This is a genomic window from Neptunomonas sp. ABH4_499, from assembly GCF_056160565.1.
In genome coordinates this window covers 164,188-186,923 of the sequence record NZ_JBSWXK010000002.1, presented here as the reverse complement: position 1 = coordinate 186,923, position 22,736 = coordinate 164,188, and the positions used below count along the sequence as shown (strand labels likewise).

The window sequence follows — 22,736 nt, the reverse complement described above, 5'->3', positions numbered from 1 at the left end:
CCGGCAAACGCCGGTTTTTTTTGAATCAGTTAAAGGTGTTACACCTAGCTATATCGCCTGTGGTATACCCCCGATTAAACCAGGTTTGACGCTGCTTAGATGAGCCATGCGTAAAGGAGTCCGGCACAACATAGCCGCGAGTGCGCTTTTGAATCGCATCATCACCAATTTGACTGGCGGCATTCATCGCCTCTTCGATGTCTCCTTGCTCCACTAAGGCACGCTCACTATCGGCATAGTGCGCCCAAATGCCCGCAAAGCAATCCGCTTGTAACTCAACTTTTACCTGCAGAGCATTCGCATCTGTTTGACTCATCGAACGTTTAGCTTGGTGCACCTTATCAAGTATACCCAGCTGTTGCTGTACATGATGGCCGACCTCGTGAGCGATGACATAAGCTTGTGCAAAATCACCCGGCGCACCAAACTGATTTTTCAAATCATCGTAGAAACCCAAGTCGATATACACCTTTTGATCGGATGGGCAGTAAAATGGCCCCATCGCAGACTGAGCAGCACCGCACGCTGACTGCACCGCCTGACGGAACATCACCAATGATGGCTCTTGATATTGCCACCCTTGCTGCTCAAACAACGGATCCCAGGTATCTTCGGTATCCGCCAGCACCACAGACACAAAGTCAGCTCGCTCGTCATCGAGCGCCGTATTGTGTACCGGAGCACTGTAACCAGAACCACTGCTTGGAGACTGTATTCCTCCACCCACCCATCAACACACTGAGAATCGAATTTAAATCACCGCCCATCAGCCATACAACCGCTACAACGATAATGATGCCGAGTCCACCACCCTTCTTCGCTTTCGAGAAACGCGTTGCCCCCGTACCACGCTGACCACTTTGCCTGCGATCCTCAATGTTTTGGCTGCGACGCCCTGATCTCCACTTCATATACACTCCGTGATCATTTTTGTTGGCATTATGCTGCATATTGGCGATGTATTGCAGCTGAATCTAAACAAAGCGCGCACTGACAGCACCGCCAAATTTGCTTACAATTCCCTTTTTTATGAGGGTTCGGAAACGACAATGAATGTAAAACAACTGGTGATTCGAGAGCTGGCCGAAAATGAAGATGCACACGTTTACGCAACCGATCGAGGTGGGCTCATGCGACCTGATTCACCGGCGGCAACGGATATGGTCGAAGCGCTCAATAACGCGCTCTCGCGTCGCGCCACGCTCATTCATGGCACCTTCGACCCAGAACATGAATCCCCTTTTCCCAAAGCCTTTAGCCAGTATGCCAATGAAGAGGCGTCAGGTGACGGTTTCCTAGCGCTGTGTGATTGCGCTATGAATACCTTGATCGAGAAGCTGAACGCTAAAAAAAGCCTATCCAGCCAAAGTGGCTACTTGATTTTCAGCCATCACAGAGAAGATCGCTGCGATGTCATGCTGGTCGCATTAGTGCGTAACCGCACCACCATATCGCTGGACAACGAATTGCACCCAACCCAAGTGGATGAGGTGGACCTTGATAAACTGCACCAAGCCGCCAAAATTAACATCACGCAGTTTTTAAACGAAAGCGACAGCTATGTGAGTTTAATCGGTACCAAAGACAAAGGCGATGTGAGCCAATACTTCTCAGATACCTTTGGTTGCTCTAAAGCTACCCCATCTAAGAAATCAACGGGGGACTTGGTGAAAGCCGCTAAAGCATTTTGTGAAGAGAATGGCTTAAGTAACACCAAAGAAAAAGTCGTGGACGACGTTGTTAACTACATGAACCAACAACGCTCTGAAAAGAAAGCCGCTTCATTGCCCGAAATTGAGCAAATCTTTGATCAGTACATTCCGCCAGAACAAGCCGAAACCCTGACCGGCACCTTTGGCAAATACGCAAACTCTGAACGCTACAGCGTGAGCCATGAGTTCCAGCCACATCGTCATACATTGACCTCTCTGGTTCGCTGTAAAACAAAAGCGGATAACTGGAGCTTTGATTTTGCCAAACGCTCCTTTGGGCCAGCAGGCTCTAACCAAGAGATTGAGTTTGATGAAGAGAACCAATCCATCACCATCAAACGCTTACCGACTAAAGTCCTAAAGCAACTGAAAGAGATCCTTCAAGAGGAGTAACCCCCTCTTTAAACACAAAAAAGGCGCCTAAGCGCCTTTTTTTAATGAACAGCGATTATTGATCCGCTGTTTTCTGCTCTTTGTCCGCCGACTCGTAGATCAGAATTGGCTCGGAGGAGCCATCGATCACACCTTCATCAATGACCACTTTGGAAACATGCTCCATTGAAGGCAATTGATACATGATGTCGAGTAGCGTTTCTTCCATGATGGAGCGTAAGCCACGGGCACCCGTTTTACGCTCAAGCGCCTTACGGGCTACAGCGCGCAACGCTTGCTCACGGAAGTCAACTTCAGCACCTTCAAGCTCGAACAGCTTGTTGTACTGACGCGTCAGACTGTTTTTAGGCTCAGTCAGGATCTGAACAAGGGCATCTTCATCAAGCTCTGCCAGCGTAGCCACCATTGGCAGACGACCGACAAATTCAGGAATCAGACCAAACTTAACCAGATCTTCCGCTTCGATATCCAGCAGAATGTCACCCGCAGAGCGGCTGTCATCTTTACTGTTTACCGTTGCATTGAAACCAATCGAACTCTTCTCGGAACGGCTCTTGATGATCTGATCAAGCCCTGCAAACGCACCACCACAGATAAACAGAATGTTTGAGGTATCTACCTGCAAAAATTCTTGTTGTGGGTGTTTACGCCCACCTTGTGGCGGTACAGAGGCAACCGTACCTTCAATCAGTTTCAACAACGCTTGCTGAACACCTTCACCGGACACATCGCGAGTGATCGATGGGTTATCCGACTTACGTGAGATCTTATCGATCTCGTCGATGTACACGATGCCACGCTGTGCTTTATCAATATCGTAATCGCACTTTTGAAGCAGCTTTTGGATGATGTTTTCAACATCTTCACCCACGTAACCCGCTTCCGTCAGCGTCGTGGCATCGGCAATCGTGAACGGCACATTCAACATGCGCGCCAGTGTTTGAGCCAGCAAAGTTTTACCACTACCGGTAGGACCGATCAGCAGGATGTTACTTTTACCCAGCTCAACATCTTTATCTTTAGCACCTGCCGTGTTTTGAAAGCGCAGGCGTTTGTAATGGTTGTATACGGCTACTGCCAGTACTTTTTTGGCGCGATCCTGGCCAATTACATACTCATCCAGCTTATCTTTGATCTCAGCTGGTATCGGCAGACGATCTTGTGACTGCTGTTCTTCAACATCCTGAATCTCTTCTCGAATGATGTCGTTACACAGATCAACACACTCATCACAGATAAAGACCGATGGACCAGCGATCAGCTTTCTTACTTCATCCTGATTCTTACCGCAGAATGAACAGAACAGCTTGCCGTTCTCATTTTCTTTATCGTTGATATCGTCGCTCATTCGACTTCCTCATTGCAAAGCGGTAACACTCTATATAGAGGTTGCCGTACGGTTTTTCAACCAGCAACCTCTAACATTGTTGTTATATTAGCACGTTATACGCCGCGCTTAGACAGTACTGCGTCAATCAAACCATAATTTGCGGCCGCTTCTGGATCCATGAAGTTGTCACGGTCCGTATCGCGAGCGATGGTTTCGATGTCCTGACCAGTGTGCTCAGCCAACTTACGGTTAAGTTTTTCGCGGATCGACAAAATCTCGCGGGTGTGGATCTCAATGTCAGTCGCCTGACCTTGGTAACCGCCTAATGGTTGGTGGATCATAACGCGCGCATTTGGCAGTGCATAACGCTTACCTTGTGCACCCGCAGCCAACAGGAATGCTCCCATGCTAGCCGCTTGGCCAATACACATGGTGCTCACGTCTGGCTTAATAAACTGCATGGTGTCGTAAATAGCCAGGCCCGCTGTAACCGAACCGCCAGGTGAGTTGATGTAAAGGTGGATGTCTTTATCTGGGTTTTCCGCTTCAAGAAACAGCATCTGAGCGACGATCAGATTCGCCATGTGATCTTCAACCTGTCCCACCAAAAAGATCACACGCTCTTTCAGCAAACGCGAGTAAATATCGTAAGCGCGTTCACCGCGGGCTGACTGCTCGACCACCATCGGGACAAGGCCCGCATTCTGGATTTCGGTAGCACTACCCTGATGGATCTTGGACATATCTGATTCTCCTTAATACCCATAACAAAAAACGACAGGTGGGCGCACCAACTGTCGTTTTTAAATCAGTCAATGCGTCTTGTTACGACGCAAGACACTTATGCCGCGCCGTTTTGAGCTGGCTTGATTGCTTCTTCGTAAGCAACGGCTTTTTCAGAGACTTTAGCAGATCCCAGCAGCTGATCAACTACTTGATCTTCCAGAACCAGGCTCTTGATTTGATTCATCATTTCCTGATTTTGGTTGTAATATTCGATCACTTGCTCTGGCTCTTGGTAAGTAGAAGCCATCTCTTTGATCATCTCTTGAACGCGCTCGTCGTCTGCTTTCAGCTCGTTGGCTTTGATCACTTCCTGAACCAGAAGGCCGATCGTTACACGACGCTTAGCTTGCTCTTCGAACAGCTCTTTAGGCAGCATGTTAGGATCCATGTCCGCACCGCCACCAAACTGTTGTACCGCTTGCTTACGCATGTGATCGATCTCTTGATCAACCAAAGATGAAGGTACTTCGATACCGTTCACTTCAATCAGCTTACCGAAGACTTCTTCTTTAAGCTTCATTTTCAGCGCGTTTTTCAGCTCACGACCCATGTTGGTACGTACTTCAGATTTGAACGTATCTAGGTCTTTTGCTTCCAAACCGAATTTTTCGAAGAAAGCTTCGTTCAGCTCTGGCAGTTCAGGCGCTTCAACAGAGATCACCTTAGTTTTGAACGTCGCTTCTTTACCTTTCAGGTTTTCCGCTTGGTAATCTTCTGGGAAGGTTACGACCAAGTCGAACTCTTCACCAGCCGCTTTACCGATGATGCCAGCTTCAAAGCCAGGAATCATTGTGTTTGAACCCAATACCAAAGAGTGACCTTCTGCTTTACCGCCTTCAAATGCTTCGCCATCTACGAAACCTTCGAAGTCGATTTTAACGCGGTCGCCATCTTCAGCAGCACGCTCAGCTACATTCCAGCCAGCTTGTTGCTTACGCAGTGTCTCAATCATGTTATCGACATCAGCGTCAGCAACTTCAGAAGTTTGTTTTTCAACTTCTACAGAAGAGAAATCAGCCAGTTCGATTTCTGGGTAAACTTCGAACGTCGCTACGAATTCGAAATCCGCACCTTCTTCGTTCTTTTTGAATTCGATTTTTGGGCCGCCTGCAGGGATAACGTTTTCCTGCTGAACCGCTTCGTAGAAGCTTTGCTGAACTACTTCACCGATTACGTCTTGACGGATACCCGCGCCGTAACGCTTTTTAACCACTTTCAATGGCGCTTTACCAGGACGAAAACCATCCAGGCGCACAGAGCGTGCTGTCTGCTGCACACGTGAATCTACATCGTTCTCAATGCGCTCTGCAGGCACAGTAATAGTCATCTGACGCTCAAGAGCGGAAGTCGTTTCAACAGAAACTTGCATGGGATTCCTCACCAAAATACGTTTACCGGTTTATCTAGTTACCAGCTTGCCAAGCACCGGTTTTATGAAGGCTGGTTGTCATACGAGGTTAAGCACCTTTAAAGACAACGAGCGATACAGTTTGTTCAAGCCGCTTTTCAAAGCGCGAAATTGTCATCCACTCAACCGGAATAGTCAAGTAACAGAGGCAACTCAAGCCAAAAGAGGTCGTAAAATAGGGAAAGTAAGTTATTGAAAGGTATATATGAAGAATGGGGTGGACGATGGGGCTTGAACCCACGACCGCCGGAATCACAATCCGGAGCTCTACCAACTGAGCTACGCCCACCACAATGAGAGTTTTTCTAGATTGTTGCTTCTAGCTTGAAGCATGGTGCGGACGGAGAGACTCGAACTCTCACACCTTACGGCACCAGAACCTAAATCTGGCGTGTCTACCAATTTCACCACGTCCGCGTGGAATCAGGAATGGGGTGGACGATGGGGCTTGAACCCACGACCGCCGGAATCACAATCCGGAGCTCTACCAACTGAGCTACGCCCACCATTACCTGTGAAGAGATTAACTCTTGCGAATCTTAACTCGGAATTTATGACAACCTCTAGTTTTTTAGAAGCCTTTCTAAGCACCCGTCGTTAAGATGGGGCGTATTCTATGCACCTATTGAGAATCTGTCAACAAAGTTTTCAAAAAAAAATCTGTTTTTTTTCAATAACGTAGAACGATTATTTTTTAATCAGCTGTGAGGTTCGGGTATGTGATTGTTTTGTATCACATCCAATATCGGGCAAGCGCCCTGCTCATCCGTGCACGCAGCCAAAGCCTTAGTTAATCGGGATTCGATACGCTGCAAGTCCTGGATGGTTTGCCGCAGCTTTAAAATGTGCTGCCTAGCCTGATCACGCACTTCGTGGTTTTCACGATCCGAATTAAGGGATAAAGACAAAAGCGATCGGCTCTCCTGCAGCGAGAACCCCAAATCACGTGCATGCTTTATAAAAAGAAGCTGATCAATGTGATGATCGTTGTACTGTCGGTACCCATTGTTCGCACGAATGGCCGGGGATATAACCCCCTCCTCTTCATAATAGCGAATCGTTTTAGCAGAGAGACCGACTCGTTTTGCGGCCTCCGAAATTGTCATCATGACGCTTGACCTTCCCGTTACTGGAAACTTTACAGTCTCCATTAACACATATTTATTCTCCATCTTTCAACGCTGCACGAGAGGTCCATATGAGTCAGGCCTATTTGTTACATAAAGTGTCATGCGCAGGCTGTGTACGCAAAATTGTAAATAAGTTAGCCGAAACCCCTAATGTTGATCACGCCGAAATCAATTTCCCACAACGAAAGCTCTTTGTTGACGGTACGATCTCATCCACAGAACTGATCAAGACGCTCGAAAACCTAGGTTACGGCGCAACGCCATCCACCAGCGAAACGGAAGATCGAGCAAAACAGCAAGCCGAAGCCCAAGCCTTGATCAAAAAACGCAGTGCTCAGGCTGCGGCCACCTTCATTGCTGGCATGCTGATGATGGGTGTTGGGTTGTTTACCGACTGGATGAGTGTATCAACCACCCCATTGCAAATCAGCTGGGGTATCGTTGGCGCACTTACATTGGCCTTGATGATTTTTGGTGGTGGGCATTTTTACCTAGCCGCTTTGCGTGCGGCAAAATCAGGCACCTCCAGCATGGATACCCTAATCGCACTGGGAACGGGCGCGGCTTGGGTTTTCTCGATGTTGGTCGTCATCACACCGGAGTTTTTCCCAAGCGCCGCACGACACCTCTATTTTGAGGCCTGTGTGATGATATTGGCCTTCGTTAACTTTGGCCAAGTATTGGAGCTTAAATCCCGCTCGCGCTCCTCCGGCGCTATCGAGAAGCTCATGAACCTTCAACCCAAAACGGCTGAGGTGACTCGCGGTGAGACCACGACGCTTATTCCGCTAGAACGCGTACGTGAAGGCGACCTGATCCGCGTCAAACCAGGACAGCAGATCCCCGTTGATGGCGTCATTAAAGAAGGCACAACGTACATTGATGAATCCATGATCACCGGTGAAGCCATCCCTGTAGAAAAACGCCAAGGTGACACCGTTACCGGCGGCACCCTTAATCAAAACGGTTCGCTTCTGATCAGCGCTACCCATGTGAGCGATGATTCAGCCATTGCGCGAATCATTAAATTGATCCGATCCGCCCAAAATTCAAAACCTGAGCTTGCCAAGCTCGCTGACCAAGTGACCGCGTGGTTTGTCCCGTGCGTGATCGGCATTAGTGTATTAACGGCAGCAATTTGGTGGGTGTTCGGCCCGACACCGCCCTGGGGCTATATGTTGGTTACCTCAGTAGCGGTTTTGATCATCGCCTGCCCTTGTGCATTGGGACTGGCGACACCCATGTCCGTTATGGTCGGGATTGAGAAGGCCGCTGATTACGGAATCTTAATCAAAAACGCTCAAGCATTAGAAAACGCACATCAACTGAGCGCCATCTTGCTTGATAAAACAGGCACCATTACCGAAGGTCACCCAACACTGGTCGCCGTGCATACAGATCAACCTGAAACCGAGGCTTTACGACTTGCGGCTTCGCTTGAGCAGCACTCGGAACATCCGATTGCAAAAGCCATTATCGATGCGGCCAAAGAACAAGGACAGGCTTTGGACACCATCTTCGATTTTGAAGCGATAACGGCAAGTGGCATTAAAGGCGAGCTTAATGGCACACTTTACTACCTGGGCACACCAGAGTGGGCATTGGCGTTTGCAACCGATAAGGCACTGCCAAGCGCACTTACGAAAGAAGAGCGCCCTTACCTGCTGTTAACCAGTAATCATTCCGTCATTGCAGGCTTTGTTGTAGAAGACCCTATCAAGCAAGATTCGCGAGCTGCCATTGAAGCTCTGAAAAACAAGGGCGTTCACGTGGTTATGCTCACCGGGGATCAAGAAGCCACCGCCAAACTGATCGGACAGCAAGCCGGCATTGAAGACATTAAAGCCAATCTAAAACCGGAAGATAAAGCATCCATCGTCAAAGACTATCAACATAAAGGCTATAAAGTTGGTTTTGTCGGCGATGGGATTAATGATGCGCCGGCGCTTGCGCAAGCGGATGTCGGCTTTGCCATGGGCCAAGGGACGGATATTGCTATTGAAAGCGCCGATGTCGCTCTTTTAAGAAGCTCATTGGGCAGCGTTACGGACTCTATGGATCTATCCGCCGCCATTGTTCGAAATATCAAACAAAACCTATTTGGCGCGTTTGCGTACAACACGCTGAGCATCCCCGTTGCGGCCGGTATTCTTTACGGTGTTACAGGCTGGATGCTTAACCCAATGATTGCGGCAGCGGCCATGGCGTTGTCCTCAATCACCGTGGTGAGTAATGCCAATCGTTTGAGAACTTATAAGGTAGAAAGCTAGGAATAACAGGAGTAATCGGTATAAATGGCGGGGCTAGCAGGATTCGAACCCGCGACCGTCCGCTTAGAAGGCGGATGCTCTATCCAACTGAGCTATAGCCCCAAATGCAACGAGTGCGAAATGGAGCGCGTATCCTAATAGAGGGGATTGGCATCGTCAATCCCCATACACAACTTACGTACAAATAGGTATGTAAAATCATCCATTTACCCGCACAGCATCAACCAGCACTTAAGTAGGCTTCTTGTGACAATTCGGTGTCGATTGCCCTCTTTTACTTGGCGATGTGCCTCTAAAATGGGAAAATACCCCATCTTTCGATTCCCGTTACGACAGTAGGAACCCCCTAGACACTATGACCGCCCAGATTATCGACGGTAAGCAAATTGCCGCCAATGTCCGTCAAAACGTTGCCGAACGCATTCAAGAACGCCTTAAAAACGGAAAACGCGCCCCTTGCTTGGCCGTAGTGATCGTAGGAGATGATCCCGCTTCTCACGTGTATGTTCGAAACAAGAAAAATGCCTGCAAAGAAGTCGGTATCGTTTCTGAGTCATACGACTTACCTGCCACTGCATCTCAAGATGAGCTGCTATCCCTAGTGGATAAGCTTAATAAGGATGCCAATGTGGATGGGATTCTGGTTCAGCTGCCACTTCCAGATGGCCTGGATGCCAACGAAATCCTAGAACGCATCCTGCCCGAGAAAGACGTAGACGGCTTCCACGCTTTTAACCTAGGCCGCCTAGCGCAGCGTTTACCGGTATTGCGCCCTTGCACACCAAAAGGCGTCATGAAGCTATTGGAATCCACTGGCATTAACCTAAAAGGTCAAGAAGCCGTTGTGGTTGGCGCATCCAATATTGTGGGTCGCCCAATGTCGCTCGAACTACTATTGGCGGGTTGCACCGTAACCACCACTCACCGCTTTACTCGCAGCCTGCAAGAGCACGTCGGCCGTGCTGACATTGTGGTCGTGGGTGTTGGTAAACCAGAACTTGTTAAAGGCGAGTGGATCAAAGACGGTGCGATTGTTATTGATGTGGGCATCAACCGTTTAGACGATGGCCGCCTTGTGGGCGATGTAGAGTACGCCCCTGCTGCGGATCGCGCCGCTTGGATTACCCCTGTACCTGGCGGTGTCGGCCCAATGACCGTAGCCTGCTTGATGGAAAACACCTTGGAAGCAGCGGAAAACCACAGCTAATCCAACCCCGTCATGTAGCAACGCTATAAAAAAACCGCTCAGTGAGCGGTTTTTTTGTATCTAAAATACGCTTAGACTTTTTCGCGGAACCAAGTGGTGCCTTCGCGAGAGTCCTTAACTATGACGCCTTGATCGGCCAGCAAGTCGCGAATGCGGTCCGACTCCGCAAAATCTTTGTTTGCGCGTGCGGCTTTTCGCTGCTCAATGTAGGCTTCGATCTCTTCGGATGAGATTTCACCCTCTTTATCATCGCCCTTCAAGAACTGATCCGGGTCCTGCTGCAATAAACCAAGAACACCGGCCAATGACTTCAGCTGGTACGCCATCGCGGGTGCACTCGCTGCACCCTCACGCACTGCTTTGTTTAGCTCGTTGACCAACTCAAACAGCACCGCAAACGCTTTAGGCGTATTAAAGTCATCGTCCATCGACTCGATAAAGCGCGCTTCATAGTCGTTATCGAGCTCGCCTTCTACCGCTTCAACACTGCCAAGCGCTTGGTAAAAACGCTCGAGTGCACTTTGCGCCTCTTTTAGGGACTCTTCGCTGTAATCGATGTAACTGCGGTAATGAACACTGGCTAAGAAATAGCGCACTACCTCTGAATTGTACTTCGCCAACACATCACGAATGGTAAAGAAGTTACCCAAGGACTTGGACATCTTCTCTTTATTAACGCGAACAGGACCTGCGTGCATCCAGTAGTTAACGTACTGACAACCATTGGCCGCTTCGGATTGAGCAATTTCGTTCTCGTGATGCGGGAATGGCAAATCTGGGCCACCACCGTGGATATCAAAGGTATCGCCAAGGCAGCTTTTCGACATGGCCGAACACTCGATGTGCCAACCTGGGCGACCCTGCCCCCAAGGGGACTCCCAGCTGACTTCACCCGGTTTCGCCGCTTTCCAAAGCACAAAATCCAATGGGCTTTGTTTTGCATCACCCACTTCGATGCGGGCACCAGAGCGCAACTCATCAATGTTTTGACGCGTCAGTTTGCCGTACCCTTCAAACTTTTCGACACGGTAGTAAACATCGCCATTATCCGCTGCATAGGCAAAATCTTTTTCGATTAATGTAGAGACCAGATCGATGATCTCTTGGATATGATCTGTTGCACGTGGTTCTTGATCTGGGCGCAGTACCGCAAGCGCATCTTCATCTTCATGCATGGCTGCGATCATACGATTGGTCAGATCGTTAACGGACTCACCGTTTTCGTTGGCGCGGCGAATGATTTTGTCGTCAACATCAGTGATGTTTCGCACATAGTTCACATTCCAGCCACGTGAGCGCAAATAACGCGTAATCACATCAAAACAGACCATTACACGTGCATGACCTATGTGGCAAAAATCGTATACCGTGATACCACACACATACATGTTGATCTGCCCTTCCTGCATTGGCTTGAAAGGCGCTTTTTGACGGGTCAGCGTATTATAAATCTGAAGCATGGCGCATCCGTAACTGGGTAAAAACGTAATTTTACGGACACACTTGATTGAATAGGCGCCCGCATTCAGCAAAGCGCACCATTATAGAGGAAAGGCGTTAGCAAAGGGTAATAAATCAATCTTTAAGATGAACACGCCCAACCTCTGGACCACCGAGTGCGCTTTTCTCCGAGGTCAGTAACAAGGAGCCATCTGTATCCCAGACGATCCCTTCCCACTGTGCATAGCGGTTGAGTTGATGATAACGAGCGCCCTTCCAGTCCGGCAAACCTTGGTTTATTGGAACAATCCAAATAAACGAGTAACCAAACGCACTCACTTTCGAATAACCCAATAAGGCCAAGCGTCCTGATTTAGGATCGTAATCTGCACCGGTAATCATTCCGCCAACCGGCCAAGTATCCAGTGGTTGAACCGTTTGCTTACTGACATCGGGATCTAAAGTGTAGATGCGCGTTTGAAGGTCGCCCCAGTTTTTAGAGAAGAGCCAGATCTGATCATCAATAACGGTAATGGCTTCACAATCGTAATTGGTGGAATACGCGCCACCGGCCTTTTCCGGTGTGTAATCGGCGTATTTAAAGTGGATACGAAACGCATTAACATGGACTTTATGATCCGCCTTGATCAGATTCACTAAAGGCACACGGTAAATATCCAACGCCTTTCGCTTCCCCTTATTGTTACCGCAGTCTGCGATAAAGAGATGAGTATCATTATTGGCCAGTGATTCCCAATCGACGTTTTTTATACCTTGAACCTTAACCCGCTTTTCAAATGAATAACTTTGATCAAACTGATACAAAGCCGGAGCACCACCACTGTCGTTCATGGTCCATAACTTGCCGCCCACCAGCGCAAGGCCCGAGGTTTCCTTTACCTCCTTAGGTAAAAGTGACTCAGTCTCGACATCCAGAACAGAACCTCGTTGCGAGGGCGACATCGCAGGCGCGGCACACCCCCAAAGGGCGTAAGTAACAAGCAAGGCTGACAAAGGCTTTTTAAACGAACGAAAAGCACCTCGGCGCATTCACACTCCAGATATCATTGAAAACAAAGGATGTATAACGAATATCGGCCGCCCTCCTAAGAGTAAACGGCCGATAGTAAGATAGCTCAAATTCCGTTAGGAGCGAGCGTAAACGCAATAATTACAGTTGTTCTTGCGCTTTTTGTACCGCTTCATCAGCCTCTTGTACGGCTTCGCCTGCTGCATTCAACGCTGGTGCGGCTGCATCGCTAGCGGCTTCTTCAGTGGCTTTAGCCGCTTCATCCAACTTTTCAGCTGCTTCGTCTGCCATTTCAGCTGCAGAATCAGCCACTTCCTGAGCGGTTTCCTGAGTAGCATCAACAGCGTCGTTGGTCATCTTTTCCGCTGATTCAGCTGCCGCTGCAGCGCCTTCAGCTGCACTGTCGGCCGCTTCACTTGCAGATTCCTGAGCTGCTTCTACCGCTTCTTCTGCTTTTTCCTGTGCCGCTTCTGCTTCGGCTTTTGCAGCATCAGCTGCTGATTCTGCTGCTTCTGACGCTGATTTAGCAGCATCCTGTGCGGCTTTTTCAGCTTCGCTGTTATCACCACAACCGGTCAGGATGATAGAAGAAGAGATCATTGAGGCAACAAGAATGGACTTAAGATTCATATTTTGAATTCCCTATGTTTAAAATAGTTGTTCAGAGTCAGCAAATGTTAAGCTGAACTCAGCGATCCATGCTCAGTTATCACGTTAAGAGGACTGCGTAACTGATTGATTTGTATTCGCAAAACAATTCTCTCATACTCGTTAACAATTCGCATCACTGCGCTGTTAAATGAGTGCTTTGCCAAGGCTTCTGTGATTCACATATGTACAAACTTAGAGCTTATCAACAAGAAGCTGTACTAAAGACCATCGAACATTTCAGAGGTTCAATCGATCCTGCTGTCATTGTGTTACCTACTGGCGCCGGAAAGAGTTTAGTCATTGCCGAATTGGCGCGCATCGCTCGCGGACGCGTTTTGGTACTTACCCATGTAAAAGAACTGGTCGAACAAAATCACGAGAAACTCACCTCCCTTGGCCGAAGCGCTGGTATCTATTCCGCCGGTTTAAAGCAAGCCGACCTATCGGAGCAAATTACCTTTGCCAGCATTCAATCCTTGTCACGCCATTTAGATGAGCTCACAGAAGCCTACTCGATTGTGATCATTGATGAGTGCCATCGCATTGGGCTGTACGATAACAGCCAATATTTAACAACGCTTAATCACCTGAAAGCGCTTAACCCAACCACGAAAATTTTGGGGTTAACCGCAACCCCTTACCGTCTTGGGATTGGCTGGATCTACCATGAACATTATCGCGGCATAATACGTGGTGAGGCCGAACGATTATTTAAGAAATGCATCTATGAACTGCCGCTTCGCTACCTCATTAAAGAGGGCTTTTTAACCGAACCCAAAGTGCTCGACCCTGCCGTTGAACACTATGATTTCAGCAGCCTGACAACACCGGACGGTCAATTCGAACAGAAGCCGATGAATGACCTTCTAAAGGGGTGTAAGCGAGTCACTAAAGCCATCATTAAGCACTTAATGAGCCTCTGTGACGAACACCAACGCCAAGGCGTGATGATATTTGCCGCCACGGTCGAGCACGCCAAAGAGATCATCAGCTACTTACCCGCCGACAGTACCGTGCTTATTACAGGTGATACTGATCATCGTGATCGCGACCGCTACATAAAAGCCTTTAAAGAACGGCAGCTAACTTACCTTGTTAATGTGTCGGTTCTAACCACAGGTTTTGATGCGCCCCACGTCGATTGCATTGCTATTTTGCGCCCAACCGAATCGGTCAGTTTATATCAGCAAATCATAGGCCGAGGCTTACGAACCGCACCCAACAAAGAAGATTGCTTAATCATTGATTATGCCGGCAATCGCTACGACCTTTATCAACCAGAGGTTGGCGACCCAAAACCCGATTCAGACTCTGTACCTGTTCAGGTTTTCTGCCCAGAGTGCGAGTTTGCCAACACGTTTTGGGGGAAAGTCGACAGTGATGGTGATTTGATCGAGCACTTTGGTCGGCGCTGCAAAGGGATGATAGGCAACCCGCCATCACATCAGTGCACGTTTCGATTCCAATTCAAAAGCTGTGGTTTTTGCGGGGAGGAAAACGACATCGCCGCACGGCGCTGCCAAGCCTGCCAAGAAGTCTTAGTTGACCCAGACGATCAACTCAAAAAGGCTCTGGAGCTTAAGAATGCTCGTGTATTTCGTTGCGCCGGGATGAGCTTTGATTGCCAGAAAAACGCGTTAACCGTGATCTACCACGATGAAGACGGTGAAAGCATCAAAGAGAAATTCAATTGGGATTACACCAGCCACCAAGAATCGTTTTACCGCGTGTTTGGCAAACGCTTAAAAGACGGAACGCTTTTACCGGCGATCAATAACGCAGAACAACTGATGGCCTTCGAAACCCGTTTAAAAGCACCGGACTTTGTGGTCGCCCTAGAAGAAAAACGATTCTGGAAAGTACACGCTCGCATCTTTGATTATCAAGGCCGATACCGAAAAGCCCATCAGCTTGGCTAACCCGACAACCGCACCATGAAAAAAGCCCTGCAAGAACAGGGCTTTAAAAAGCAAAAAGCTTACAGGCGATTAGAGGCTTAAGTTGCGATTACTCGCCTTAATAAACTCTTTTTTCAGCTCTTCGTAGGTATGCACTGCAGGGAATTGCGGGAACTCTGCAATCACATTATCCGGCGCATGGAACAAGATGCCCGCTTCGGCCTGAGTCAACATGGTTGTATCGTTGTACGAATCACCAGTGGCCACCACACGGTAGTTAAGCAACTGGAACGCACGAACCGATTGACGTTTAGGATCGCGCTGACGCAAGGTGTAGTCGGTAATTCGGCCGCTCTCGTCCACTTCCAACTTGTGACACAAAAGGGTCGGGAAACCCAATTGGCGCATCAAAGGCTCGGCAAACTCGTAAAACGTATCGGATAAAATTACCACCTGGAAGCGCTCACGCAGCCAGTCGATAAACTCGCGCGCACCTTCCAAAGGAGACAAACGGCTGATGGTGTCATGAATTTGAGGCAGGGTTAAACCGTGCTCATCAAGGATACGTAAACGCTGCTTCATCAACACATCGTAATCTGGAATATCACGGGTGGTTGCTTTTAACTCTTCAATGCCAGTTTCTTCGGCAAATGCGATCCAAATTTCTGGGATCAAAACACCTTCAAGATCAAGACAAGCCAGTTCCACACATCTCTCCTCGTAATAGCGGCCGTTAAACGCCCTTAAGTTTGCGGGGCAATTTACCTGTTAACGACACTTGATTCAAATTTTGCGACTAGTAAACCGGCAACTCCCAACCCTCGAAGAACTCATCTACTTCGGCTCGGGTATTGCACTCCAGCACTTGGCGAACCACATCTTGGGTTAGGTGCGGGGCAAATAGATGAATAAAATCGAACATGTAACCGCGTAGGAAAGTACCTTTTCTAAAACCGATTTTGGTGGTGCTGGATTCAAACAAGTCGCTGGCATCCAGAGCAACCAAGTCCGTGTCGACCTCTGGCTGGTACGCCATTGTCGCCACAATACCCACCCCAAGATTAAGGCGCACATAAGCCTTGATGACATCCGAATCCACCGCCGTGAACACCACTTTCGGATCCAAGCCTCGCTCTTTAAAGGCATCATCCAATTTAGAGCGCCCCGTAAAACCAAACACATAAGTGACAATCGGGTATTTGGCGATCTCTTCGAGCGTCAGTTTTGGGACTTGAGTGAGCGGGTGATCTTTTGGCACAACAACCGAGCGGTTCCACTTGTAGCACGGCATCATGATCAAATCCGAGAAGTGGTTCATCGCTTCTGTCGCAATGGCGAAATCGACCGTACCATCGGCCGCCATTTCCGAAATCTGCATCGGAGTACCTTGATGCATGTGCAAAGAGACATCAGGATATTTACCAATGAATTTAGTGATGGTGTCCGGCAAGGCATAACGTGCCTGGGTGTGGGTCGTTGCTACCGCCAAGCTGCCCATCTTTTCATCACTGAATTCCTGAGCCACCTGCTTAATGCTTTCCACTTTTTGAAGGATCTCACCTGCAATATCTAAGATCGCTTCACCAGCAGGGGTAATGCGGGTCAGATGCTTGCCACTTCGGGCAAACACTTCAACACCCAACTCGTCTTCCAAAAGACGAATCTGTTTACTGATGCCAGGCTGGGAGGTGTATAAGCTTTGGGCGGTCGCCGATACATTCAGGTCGTGACGGGCCACTTCCCAGATGTAACGGAGTTGTTGGAGTTTCATAGATCTGTCCGAATGCCTTTAAAGTACCAAGGCCCGATGAAAGCATCGAGCCTTGGTATTAATACATCGAACGAATATAACTGTAAAGAATAAGAAGACGAGTTTTGATTCTTAAAGACGAGAATTCAGACGACGGATCTCTTCATCTTGAGTGATCACCCGCTTCTCGAGACCAGAGACTCGAGATTGAACCCGCATCAGCTCTTCGTCGCGCTCTTTAAGCTGGGAACGCAATGCGTTTTCACGACGACTCCAATCGGTGGTCGTATTCACGTTTTTCTGGTTGATGCGCTTGATTTCAGCTTCAAGCTCTTTGACACGGTCCTCAAAACGCTTCACCTTATTGCCTTCTGCCAACAAGGCCGAGTTACTGCGGGCCAGCTCACGACTCTGATGCACAGCATCTTGTTTAAGCTGCGTTAGCTCTTCCTCTTGGGATTTGAGCTGGGTCTTCATCGTTTCGGTTTTCACATCACGCTTAGCCACTTCGGCTTTTAAGTCGTGAATCTCTTTGGTTAAAGAGGATTCTTTCTTACCGACTTCGTCACGAAGCTTCTCTAAGGCCGAACGGTAGTAGCGCGTATCGGCATCGGATTTACTGATCTGATCTTGCGCACGGCGCTGCTCATCTTTAATGCGCACATCAAAAGTACGCTTAGAGTCATCGTGCGTTTTACGCAGAACCGCCAAATCATGCTCAAGGTTAGAACGCACTTGCTCCTCTTGCTTACGAGCGGTGGTTTCACTGGCCAATGCACTTTTAAGGACGTTGATTTCCGCTTCAAGCGATTTTTGCGTGGTCAGCATCTCTTCGATGCGGCCGTTCTGCTCGCGAATTTTGCCTTCCAGACTCAACTGACGGTTCTGCATCTCATGAACCGTGTGATCCGACATGCGTTTTGCTTCCTCAAGCGTTGCACCGGCGCTTCGCTGCTCAAGACCGACGCGCTGAGCAGCCTCTTCCATCGCTTGCTGCCACAGGCGGCTGAATGCAAGGTTCAGGACATCTGGCACATCGGGAACCGAGACCAGGGATTTTTGCAACGAGACGCGATCGGGCAGAGTTTGACGCCACTCGGATAACAACTTGGCTGCTTCTGTCTCTTCTATCTCACACTGTTTTGCGATCAGATCAGCGCTTGGCTGCTCTCCCTGAATCCAGAGATTATCGGCAAAACGGTATGCATTATCTTTGATCATTCATGAATTCCTGATGAGGATATGTGTTTTACAATGTTGCTCATCGCCTCCTCGAGCGCAGGCTCAAGAGGGGCGGTAATGTTCAGCTCTTCGCCGTCGGGCAAACCAACCTGCAAACGAGCCGAATGTAGAAACAAGCGACGTACGCCAATTTCTTTAAACTCTTTATTCACATCGTCACTGCAATATTTATCGTCCCCGATGATGGGGTGTCCTGTAAACTGACAATGAACCCGAATTTGGTGTGTGCGACCTGTAACAGGTTTCGCCTCAACCAGCGTAGCGTATTGCCCAAATCGACGTAGCACTTTGTACAAGGTAATGGATGGTTTGCCATCCGCTTGCGCTTTTACGATACGCTCACCCGATTTAAGTTCATTCTTTTTAAGAGGAACATCAATCCGGTTGTCGCGGTTTTCCCATTTACCAACCACCAACGCGTTGTAGATCTTGTTGACTTGGTTGTTACGAAGCTTCTCATGCATAAAGCGCAACATACTGCGCTTTTTCGCAATCATGATGCAGCCGGACGTATCGCGGTCTAAACGGTGCACCAATTCCAGGAACCGTGCATCTGGTCGCATCTGACGGATCGCTTCAATCAGACCAAGGTTGACACCTGAGCCTCCATGAACCGCAAGACCCGATGGTTTGTTCATCACCATCAATGCATCGGATTCATACAGCACCGAGCTTTCAAGTAACTCGATCAATGATTGACCCACCGGGGCGGCTTCGCCACGCTCGGCTACACGAATCGGTGGAATACGCACCACATCACCCGCTTCCAAGCGGCCATCAGGCTTAATGCGCTTTTTATTAACCCGCACTTCCCCTTTTCGTAAAACACGATAAATCATACTTTTAGGCACGCCTTTTAGGGCGGTTCTAAGAAAGTTATCGATGCGTTGTCCGGCTTGGTCGGCATCGACCTCTATAAAACGAACGCCGGGGCTAGAACTGGGTTTTGAATCAGACATTAAGGAATTAGCTTCTCGATTGATGCAGTATGGGTTAGCTGCTATATTGTATCGTCGCAAATCGCTGTTGGCTCTAGCTTTTTCCAAAAGAAATCGATTTAGCGCGTTGATGTAGATCCGCGCAACTTCAACAGCTGTTTAAAAAGCGATCTGTTTTACCCGGCGTTAACGTCGGTGACATTGAGTTTAGTCCGTGCAAAGGCCTGATTGTTTTGCCTTGAAATAACCACACGACGCTAAATTTACAAACGAATAAACTGTTTATTCAGAGAGTGCATCCTGCACTGATCCCCTGTCGGGTTCAGTTTGAGGTGTAGACGCATCATAGCCTGGAACCTGCGTTCGCTAACACTTACGCGGTAACAATCATTTAAAAGAAAAACATTGGCTATCGATTTCCTACACCGTTGATGGATTGATTATGAATGCACCAGGTGCAGCCCTGTCATCTACAGAGGTTGGCCGGAAACTATCATAGTTCGACATCGCATGACGGAACCGTGTAACGATTCCACTACGGACGGATCGATCAGTCAGTTAGGCACTCTCTTACGAGAGATCCTTCATTCATGAAACGTATGTTAATCAACGCAACTCAACCAGAAGAGTTGCGTGTCGCCCTTGTAGACGGTCAACGCCTCTACGATCTGGACATTGAATCCGATAGCCGCGAACAGAAAAAAGCCAACATCTACAAAGGCAAGATCACTCGGGTAGAACCGAGCCTTGAAGCCGCTTTTGTTGATTACGGTTCTGAGCGTCACGGTTTCCTTCCTTTAAAAGAGATTGCGCGCGAGTACTTCGTAAAACAACCTGAGCGCGGTGGCCGTCCAAACATTAAAGATTTGGTCAAAGAAGGCACCGAAGTTATCGTACAGGTCGATAAAGAAGAGCGCGGCAATAAAGGCGCAGCACTCACAACCTTTATCAGCCTTGCAGGCCGTTACTTGGTATTGATGCCAAACAACGCTCGTGCCGGTGGTATTTCCCGTCGTATCGAAGGCGAAGAACGCGCACAGCTGAAAGCGGCATTAGATGGCGTTAAAGTTCCGAACAAAATGGGCATCATTGTGCGCACCGCAGGTGTTGGCCGCTCATCTGAAGAGCTGCAGTGGGATTTAGACTACCTAGCTCAACTTTGGGGAGCCATCACCGCCGAAAGCGAAAAGCGCTCTGCTCCGTTCTTGATCTATCAAGAGAGCAACGTAGTGATCCGCGCCATTCGTGATTACCTGCGTGATGACATTGGCGAAGTGCTGATCGATAAGCCAGAGGTGTACGAAAACGCCCTTGCCTTCGTTCAACAAGTGATGCCGAACTACGAGCCTAAGATCAAGCTTTACAAAGAAGCGACACCACTGTTTAACCGCTTCCAGATCGAGACTCAGATAGAAACAGCGTTTGAGCGCGAAGTAAAATTGCCATCGGGCGGCTCGATTGTGATCGACCCAACCGAAGCTTTGGTTTCCATTGATATCAACTCCGCACGTGCCACACGTGGTGGTGATATTGAAGAAACCGCTTTGCACACTAACCTTGAAGCCGCTGAAGAGATTGCTCGCCAATTGCGTTTACGCGATATCGGCGGCTTGGTCGTTATCGACTTTATCGATATGACCCCGATCAAAAACCAGCGTGCCGTCGAAGAGAAGCTGCACTCGGCACTCAAACTGGACCGCGCTCGTGTTCAGATGGGACACATCTCTCGCTTTGGCCTTTTGGAAATGTCGCGCCAGCGTCTACGCCCATCATTGACTGAAAGCCGCGGCTCTGTATGCCCACGCTGTAACGGCCAAGGCACCATCCGTGACATCGAATCACTAGCCCTTTCGATCATGCGTCTGATCGAAGAAGAGTCTGCTAAAGACCGCACATCTCAGATCCGAGCGATCTTACCGGTGAGCGTTGCGACCTTCTTGTTAAACGAAAAACGCCGCGCCGTTCATGAGATCGAGCTGCGTCACGACGTTCGCGTGGTGATTGTTCCTAACCCGAACATGGATACACCGCACTACGAAGTGGTTCGTTTGCGTGATGATCACACGGTTACCAGTACTCAGGATGCGAGCTACGAGCTGCAGCCAGAAACGGATGAAGAAGAGACACTGGAAAGCGCTGCCCAACCGGTTAAACGTGAGCAAGCTGCAGTTAGCGGTCTAGCACCTCGCCGCCCGGCTCCGGAAGCCGCACAAAGCGCTGCGCCAACACGCGTACCTGCTCCGCAAGCAACGGCGGCAACCGGCGGTTTGTTCTCGCGCATTTTCAAGGCACTTGGCACCCTGCTGAACCCTGAAGCGACCGAGCAAGAGACACAAGAAGCGCCAAAAGCGAAGAAAACGTCTCAGCAAGAGCGCAACAACAAATCCGACAACCGTCGTTCACGTGGTAAGTCCCGCCGTACCAACAGCCGAGACAACCTGGAGCGCCGTCGCGATAAGCGCACTGATGAAGTGATCACCGTTAAGGCGGATGAAGCTCCACAAGCCGTAGGCGCAGCAGCCAAGGCGAAACAAGAGCAAGACAACGCTGGCAATGACAACACGGATGATCGCAACAAGCGCCGCCGTCGTCGTACACGCCGCACGAACGATGATCAAGACGCTAAAGGCAACAACGAGAACAGCAACACGCAAGCGAAATCGAATGATCAAGGCGATCAAGACGACGCTCCGCGTAGCCGTAACCGTGGTCGTAAGCGTCGTAACCAAGAGCGCACGGCCGAGCGTACCAATCCAGTAGAAAATGCAGCAGAACGCACAGAAGAGACCAAGCCTCAAGCAACTGAACCAAGCGCAGCTGACGCAGCCGCTCCTGTTGTTGCTGCAGCCTCTGAAACGTTAGTCGAAAAAGCCGCTGACGTGACTGTAGAAGCCGCGAAAGTCGAAAGCACTGAGGCATCGGCAACAACGGACACTCAGGAAGCGCCAAACACCTCTAACGATGAGGTAAAAGCGAGCACTGACGCCAAAGACGCAAGCTCTGAGAAGTCTGACGCTAAGCCAACGCGTAAGCGCGCTCCTCGCAAGTCGACTAAATCGCAGAAGAGCGATAAGGCCGATAACAAGGACGAAGTCGCGTCTAACGCCGAAGATACTGCTAAAGCGGAAGAATCAGCACCTGCAAAAAGCGAAAACGAGCCTAAAGCGACGGACGACGTCAAAGTGGCTGAAGAGGTCACCGTGACCGAGATCACAGACGTGACCGCAGCCGTGGCTGAGCAAAGCGTTGAAGCGCCTGCCAGTGCTCCTAAGGAAGTGGCCGCTAAAGAGGAAACAGCCAAGCAGGACGCTGAAGCGACTCAAGAAGCGACCGCTGAAGCCGAAGTAGAGACGAAAGCAGAAGAGGAAACTCAGCAAGAGCGCCCTCGCCGCCGTCCTCGTCGTCGCGCACCAAATGACCCACGTGGTCAGCTGAACCGCGAAGCGCAAACAAGTGAAGCCGAGTCGTAAAGACTCGCTTTCATCAGGCACAAAACAAAGCCGGTGTTCATCACCGGCTTTTCTGTATTTGGGGTATTCAAACAGCCACCT

The 22,736-nt window shown here is 49.2% G+C and carries 18 protein-coding genes and 4 tRNA genes; 5 read left to right on the top strand and 17 right to left on the bottom strand.

Translation table 11 applies throughout. The annotated features are described in order from the left end of the window. Positions 1-25 precede the first annotated feature (25 nt). Both ypfJ and ACXAF9_RS02650 read right to left on the bottom strand, forming a co-directional pair. Positions 26-727 (bottom strand): KPN_02809 family neutral zinc metallopeptidase, encoded by a 702-nt coding sequence (gene ypfJ / locus ACXAF9_RS02655; protein WP_475069998.1) that lies wholly within the window; start codon positions 725-727, stop codon positions 26-28. Further along, a complete protein-coding gene (locus ACXAF9_RS02650) occupies positions 654-911 on the bottom strand; it encodes a neutral zinc metallopeptidase (protein ID WP_475069996.1) in 258 nt (85 codons plus the stop codon). The genes ypfJ and ACXAF9_RS02650 overlap by 74 nt, the downstream gene beginning before the upstream one ends. 138 nt (positions 912-1,049) lie before the next feature. Between ACXAF9_RS02650 and ACXAF9_RS02645 the strand changes: the two genes are divergently transcribed. Next, a complete protein-coding gene (locus ACXAF9_RS02645) occupies positions 1,050-2,105 on the top strand; it encodes a nucleoid-associated protein (RefSeq protein WP_475069993.1) in 1,056 nt (351 codons plus the stop codon). Positions 2,106-2,160: 55 nt separating this feature from the next. Here the strand turns inward: ACXAF9_RS02645 and clpX are convergent, their stop codons facing one another. The 7 genes from clpX to ACXAF9_RS02610 all read right to left on the bottom strand — a co-directional run bounded on the left by clpX (position 2,161) and on the right by ACXAF9_RS02610 (position 6,738). Further along, positions 2,161-3,453 (bottom strand): ATP-dependent Clp protease ATP-binding subunit ClpX, encoded by a 1,293-nt coding sequence (gene clpX, locus ACXAF9_RS02640; RefSeq protein ID WP_475069991.1) that lies wholly within the window; start codon positions 3,451-3,453, stop codon positions 2,161-2,163. A 95-nt stretch (positions 3,454-3,548) separates the two neighbouring features. Continuing rightward, the gene (gene clpP / locus ACXAF9_RS02635; protein ID WP_475069989.1) at positions 3,549-4,178 is read right to left on the bottom strand and encodes an ATP-dependent Clp endopeptidase proteolytic subunit ClpP; all 630 of its coding nucleotides are present in this window, start codon (positions 4,176-4,178) and stop codon (positions 3,549-3,551) included. Between the two features lie 98 nt (positions 4,179-4,276). Then, positions 4,277-5,590 carry a trigger factor gene (tig, locus tag ACXAF9_RS02630; protein ID WP_475069985.1) on the bottom strand — a complete coding sequence of 438 codons (1,314 nt, stop codon included), beginning with the start codon at positions 5,588-5,590 and terminating at the stop codon, positions 4,277-4,279. A 252-nt stretch (positions 5,591-5,842) separates the two neighbouring features. Then, positions 5,843-5,918, bottom strand: a tRNA-His gene (locus tag ACXAF9_RS02625). A gap of 43 nt (positions 5,919-5,961) precedes the next feature. Continuing rightward, a tRNA-Leu gene (locus tag ACXAF9_RS02620) sits at positions 5,962-6,046 on the bottom strand. Positions 6,047-6,059: 13 nt separating this feature from the next. Next, positions 6,060-6,135, bottom strand: a tRNA-His gene (locus ACXAF9_RS02615). 192 nt (positions 6,136-6,327) lie between these two features. Continuing rightward, positions 6,328-6,738, bottom strand: coding sequence for a MerR family transcriptional regulator (locus ACXAF9_RS02610; protein WP_475069984.1), 411 nt, complete (start codon positions 6,736-6,738; stop codon positions 6,328-6,330). Between the two features lie 89 nt (positions 6,739-6,827). Between ACXAF9_RS02610 and ACXAF9_RS02605 the strand changes: the two genes are divergently transcribed. Next, a complete protein-coding gene (locus ACXAF9_RS02605; RefSeq protein WP_475069982.1) occupies positions 6,828-9,029 on the top strand; it encodes a heavy metal translocating P-type ATPase in 2,202 nt (733 codons plus the stop codon). A 25-nt stretch (positions 9,030-9,054) separates the two neighbouring features. Here ACXAF9_RS02605 and ACXAF9_RS02600 read toward each other — a convergent pair. After that, a tRNA-Arg gene (locus ACXAF9_RS02600) sits at positions 9,055-9,131 on the bottom strand. 253 nt (positions 9,132-9,384) lie between these two features. On the opposite strand from ACXAF9_RS02600, the gene folD reads away from it, so the two are divergent. Then, positions 9,385-10,236 (top strand): bifunctional methylenetetrahydrofolate dehydrogenase/methenyltetrahydrofolate cyclohydrolase FolD, encoded by an 852-nt coding sequence (gene folD, locus ACXAF9_RS02595; protein ID WP_475069980.1) that lies wholly within the window; start codon positions 9,385-9,387, stop codon positions 10,234-10,236. Between the two features lie 71 nt (positions 10,237-10,307). Here the strand turns inward: folD and cysS are convergent, their stop codons facing one another. From cysS to ACXAF9_RS02580, 3 genes are all read right to left on the bottom strand, one after another. After that, positions 10,308-11,696, bottom strand: a complete 1,389-nt coding sequence (gene cysS, locus ACXAF9_RS02590; RefSeq protein ID WP_475069978.1) for a cysteine--tRNA ligase — start codon at positions 11,694-11,696, stop codon at positions 10,308-10,310. Between the two features lie 115 nt (positions 11,697-11,811). After that, entirely contained in the window at positions 11,812-12,726 is a 915-nt protein-coding gene (locus ACXAF9_RS02585) for a hypothetical protein (protein WP_475069976.1), read from the bottom strand. A gap of 121 nt (positions 12,727-12,847) precedes the next feature. Beyond that, positions 12,848-13,336, bottom strand: a complete 489-nt coding sequence (locus ACXAF9_RS02580) for a hypothetical protein (protein WP_475069974.1) — start codon at positions 13,334-13,336, stop codon at positions 12,848-12,850. A gap of 203 nt (positions 13,337-13,539) precedes the next feature. Here ACXAF9_RS02580 and radD point away from each other — a divergent pair, with 203 nt between their 5' ends. Then, positions 13,540-15,276: a DNA repair helicase RadD gene (gene radD, locus ACXAF9_RS02575; protein WP_475069970.1), complete on the top strand. Its 1,737-nt coding sequence runs from the start codon at positions 13,540-13,542 to the stop codon at positions 15,274-15,276. Positions 15,277-15,345: 69 nt separating this feature from the next. Here the strand turns inward: radD and thrH are convergent, their stop codons facing one another. The 4 genes from thrH to rluC form a co-directional block, all read right to left on the bottom strand. Continuing rightward, a complete protein-coding gene (thrH, locus tag ACXAF9_RS02570) occupies positions 15,346-15,963 on the bottom strand; it encodes a bifunctional phosphoserine phosphatase/homoserine phosphotransferase ThrH (protein ID WP_475069967.1) in 618 nt (205 codons plus the stop codon). An 88-nt stretch (positions 15,964-16,051) separates the two neighbouring features. Beyond that, positions 16,052-17,026 carry an HTH-type transcriptional regulator CysB gene (gene cysB / locus ACXAF9_RS02565; RefSeq protein WP_475069964.1) on the bottom strand — a complete coding sequence of 325 codons (975 nt, stop codon included), beginning with the start codon at positions 17,024-17,026 and terminating at the stop codon, positions 16,052-16,054. 111 nt (positions 17,027-17,137) lie between these two features. Continuing rightward, positions 17,138-18,226, bottom strand: coding sequence for a DNA-binding protein (locus tag ACXAF9_RS02560; RefSeq protein WP_475069962.1), 1,089 nt, complete (start codon positions 18,224-18,226; stop codon positions 17,138-17,140). Beyond that, positions 18,223-19,206 (bottom strand): 23S rRNA pseudouridine(955/2504/2580) synthase RluC, encoded by a 984-nt coding sequence (gene rluC / locus ACXAF9_RS02555; protein WP_475069959.1) that lies wholly within the window; start codon positions 19,204-19,206, stop codon positions 18,223-18,225. The genes ACXAF9_RS02560 and rluC overlap by 4 nt, the downstream gene beginning before the upstream one ends. Positions 19,207-19,775: 569 nt before the next feature. Here rluC and rne point away from each other — a divergent pair. Beyond that, positions 19,776-22,655 carry a ribonuclease E gene (gene rne, locus ACXAF9_RS02550; protein ID WP_475069956.1) on the top strand — a complete coding sequence of 960 codons (2,880 nt, stop codon included), beginning with the start codon at positions 19,776-19,778 and terminating at the stop codon, positions 22,653-22,655. Positions 22,656-22,736: the final 81 nt, after the last annotated feature.

Coding starts and splice junctions, on each gene's coding strand:
- rne (WP_475069956.1), top strand. CDS start 19,776: ATGAAACGTATGTTAATCAACGCAACTCAACCAGAAGAGTTGCGTGTC.
- ACXAF9_RS02580 (WP_475069974.1), bottom strand. CDS start 13,336: ATGAATCTTAAGTCCATTCTTGTTGCCTCAATGATCTCTTCTTCTATC.
- clpP (WP_475069989.1), bottom strand. CDS start 4,178: ATGTCCAAGATCCATCAGGGTAGTGCTACCGAAATCCAGAATGCGGGC.
- ACXAF9_RS02605 (WP_475069982.1), top strand. CDS start 6,828: ATGAGTCAGGCCTATTTGTTACATAAAGTGTCATGCGCAGGCTGTGTA.
- clpX (WP_475069991.1), bottom strand. CDS start 3,453: ATGAGCGACGATATCAACGATAAAGAAAATGAGAACGGCAAGCTGTTC.
- ACXAF9_RS02610 (WP_475069984.1), bottom strand. CDS start 6,738: ATGATGACAATTTCGGAGGCCGCAAAACGAGTCGGTCTCTCTGCTAAA.
- ACXAF9_RS02560 (WP_475069962.1), bottom strand. CDS start 18,226: ATGATCAAAGATAATGCATACCGTTTTGCCGATAATCTCTGGATTCAG.
- radD (WP_475069970.1), top strand. CDS start 13,540: ATGTACAAACTTAGAGCTTATCAACAAGAAGCTGTACTAAAGACCATC.
- ACXAF9_RS02585 (WP_475069976.1), bottom strand. CDS start 12,726: ATGCGCCGAGGTGCTTTTCGTTCGTTTAAAAAGCCTTTGTCAGCCTTG.
- cysB (WP_475069964.1), bottom strand. CDS start 17,026: ATGAAACTCCAACAACTCCGTTACATCTGGGAAGTGGCCCGTCACGAC.
- folD (WP_475069980.1), top strand. CDS start 9,385: ATGACCGCCCAGATTATCGACGGTAAGCAAATTGCCGCCAATGTCCGT.
- rluC (WP_475069959.1), bottom strand. CDS start 19,206: ATGTCTGATTCAAAACCCAGTTCTAGCCCCGGCGTTCGTTTTATAGAG.
- cysS (WP_475069978.1), bottom strand. CDS start 11,696: ATGCTTCAGATTTATAATACGCTGACCCGTCAAAAAGCGCCTTTCAAG.
- ACXAF9_RS02650 (WP_475069996.1), bottom strand. CDS start 911: ATGAAGTGGAGATCAGGGCGTCGCAGCCAAAACATTGAGGATCGCAGG.
- ACXAF9_RS02645 (WP_475069993.1), top strand. CDS start 1,050: ATGAATGTAAAACAACTGGTGATTCGAGAGCTGGCCGAAAATGAAGAT.
- tig (WP_475069985.1), bottom strand. CDS start 5,590: ATGCAAGTTTCTGTTGAAACGACTTCCGCTCTTGAGCGTCAGATGACT.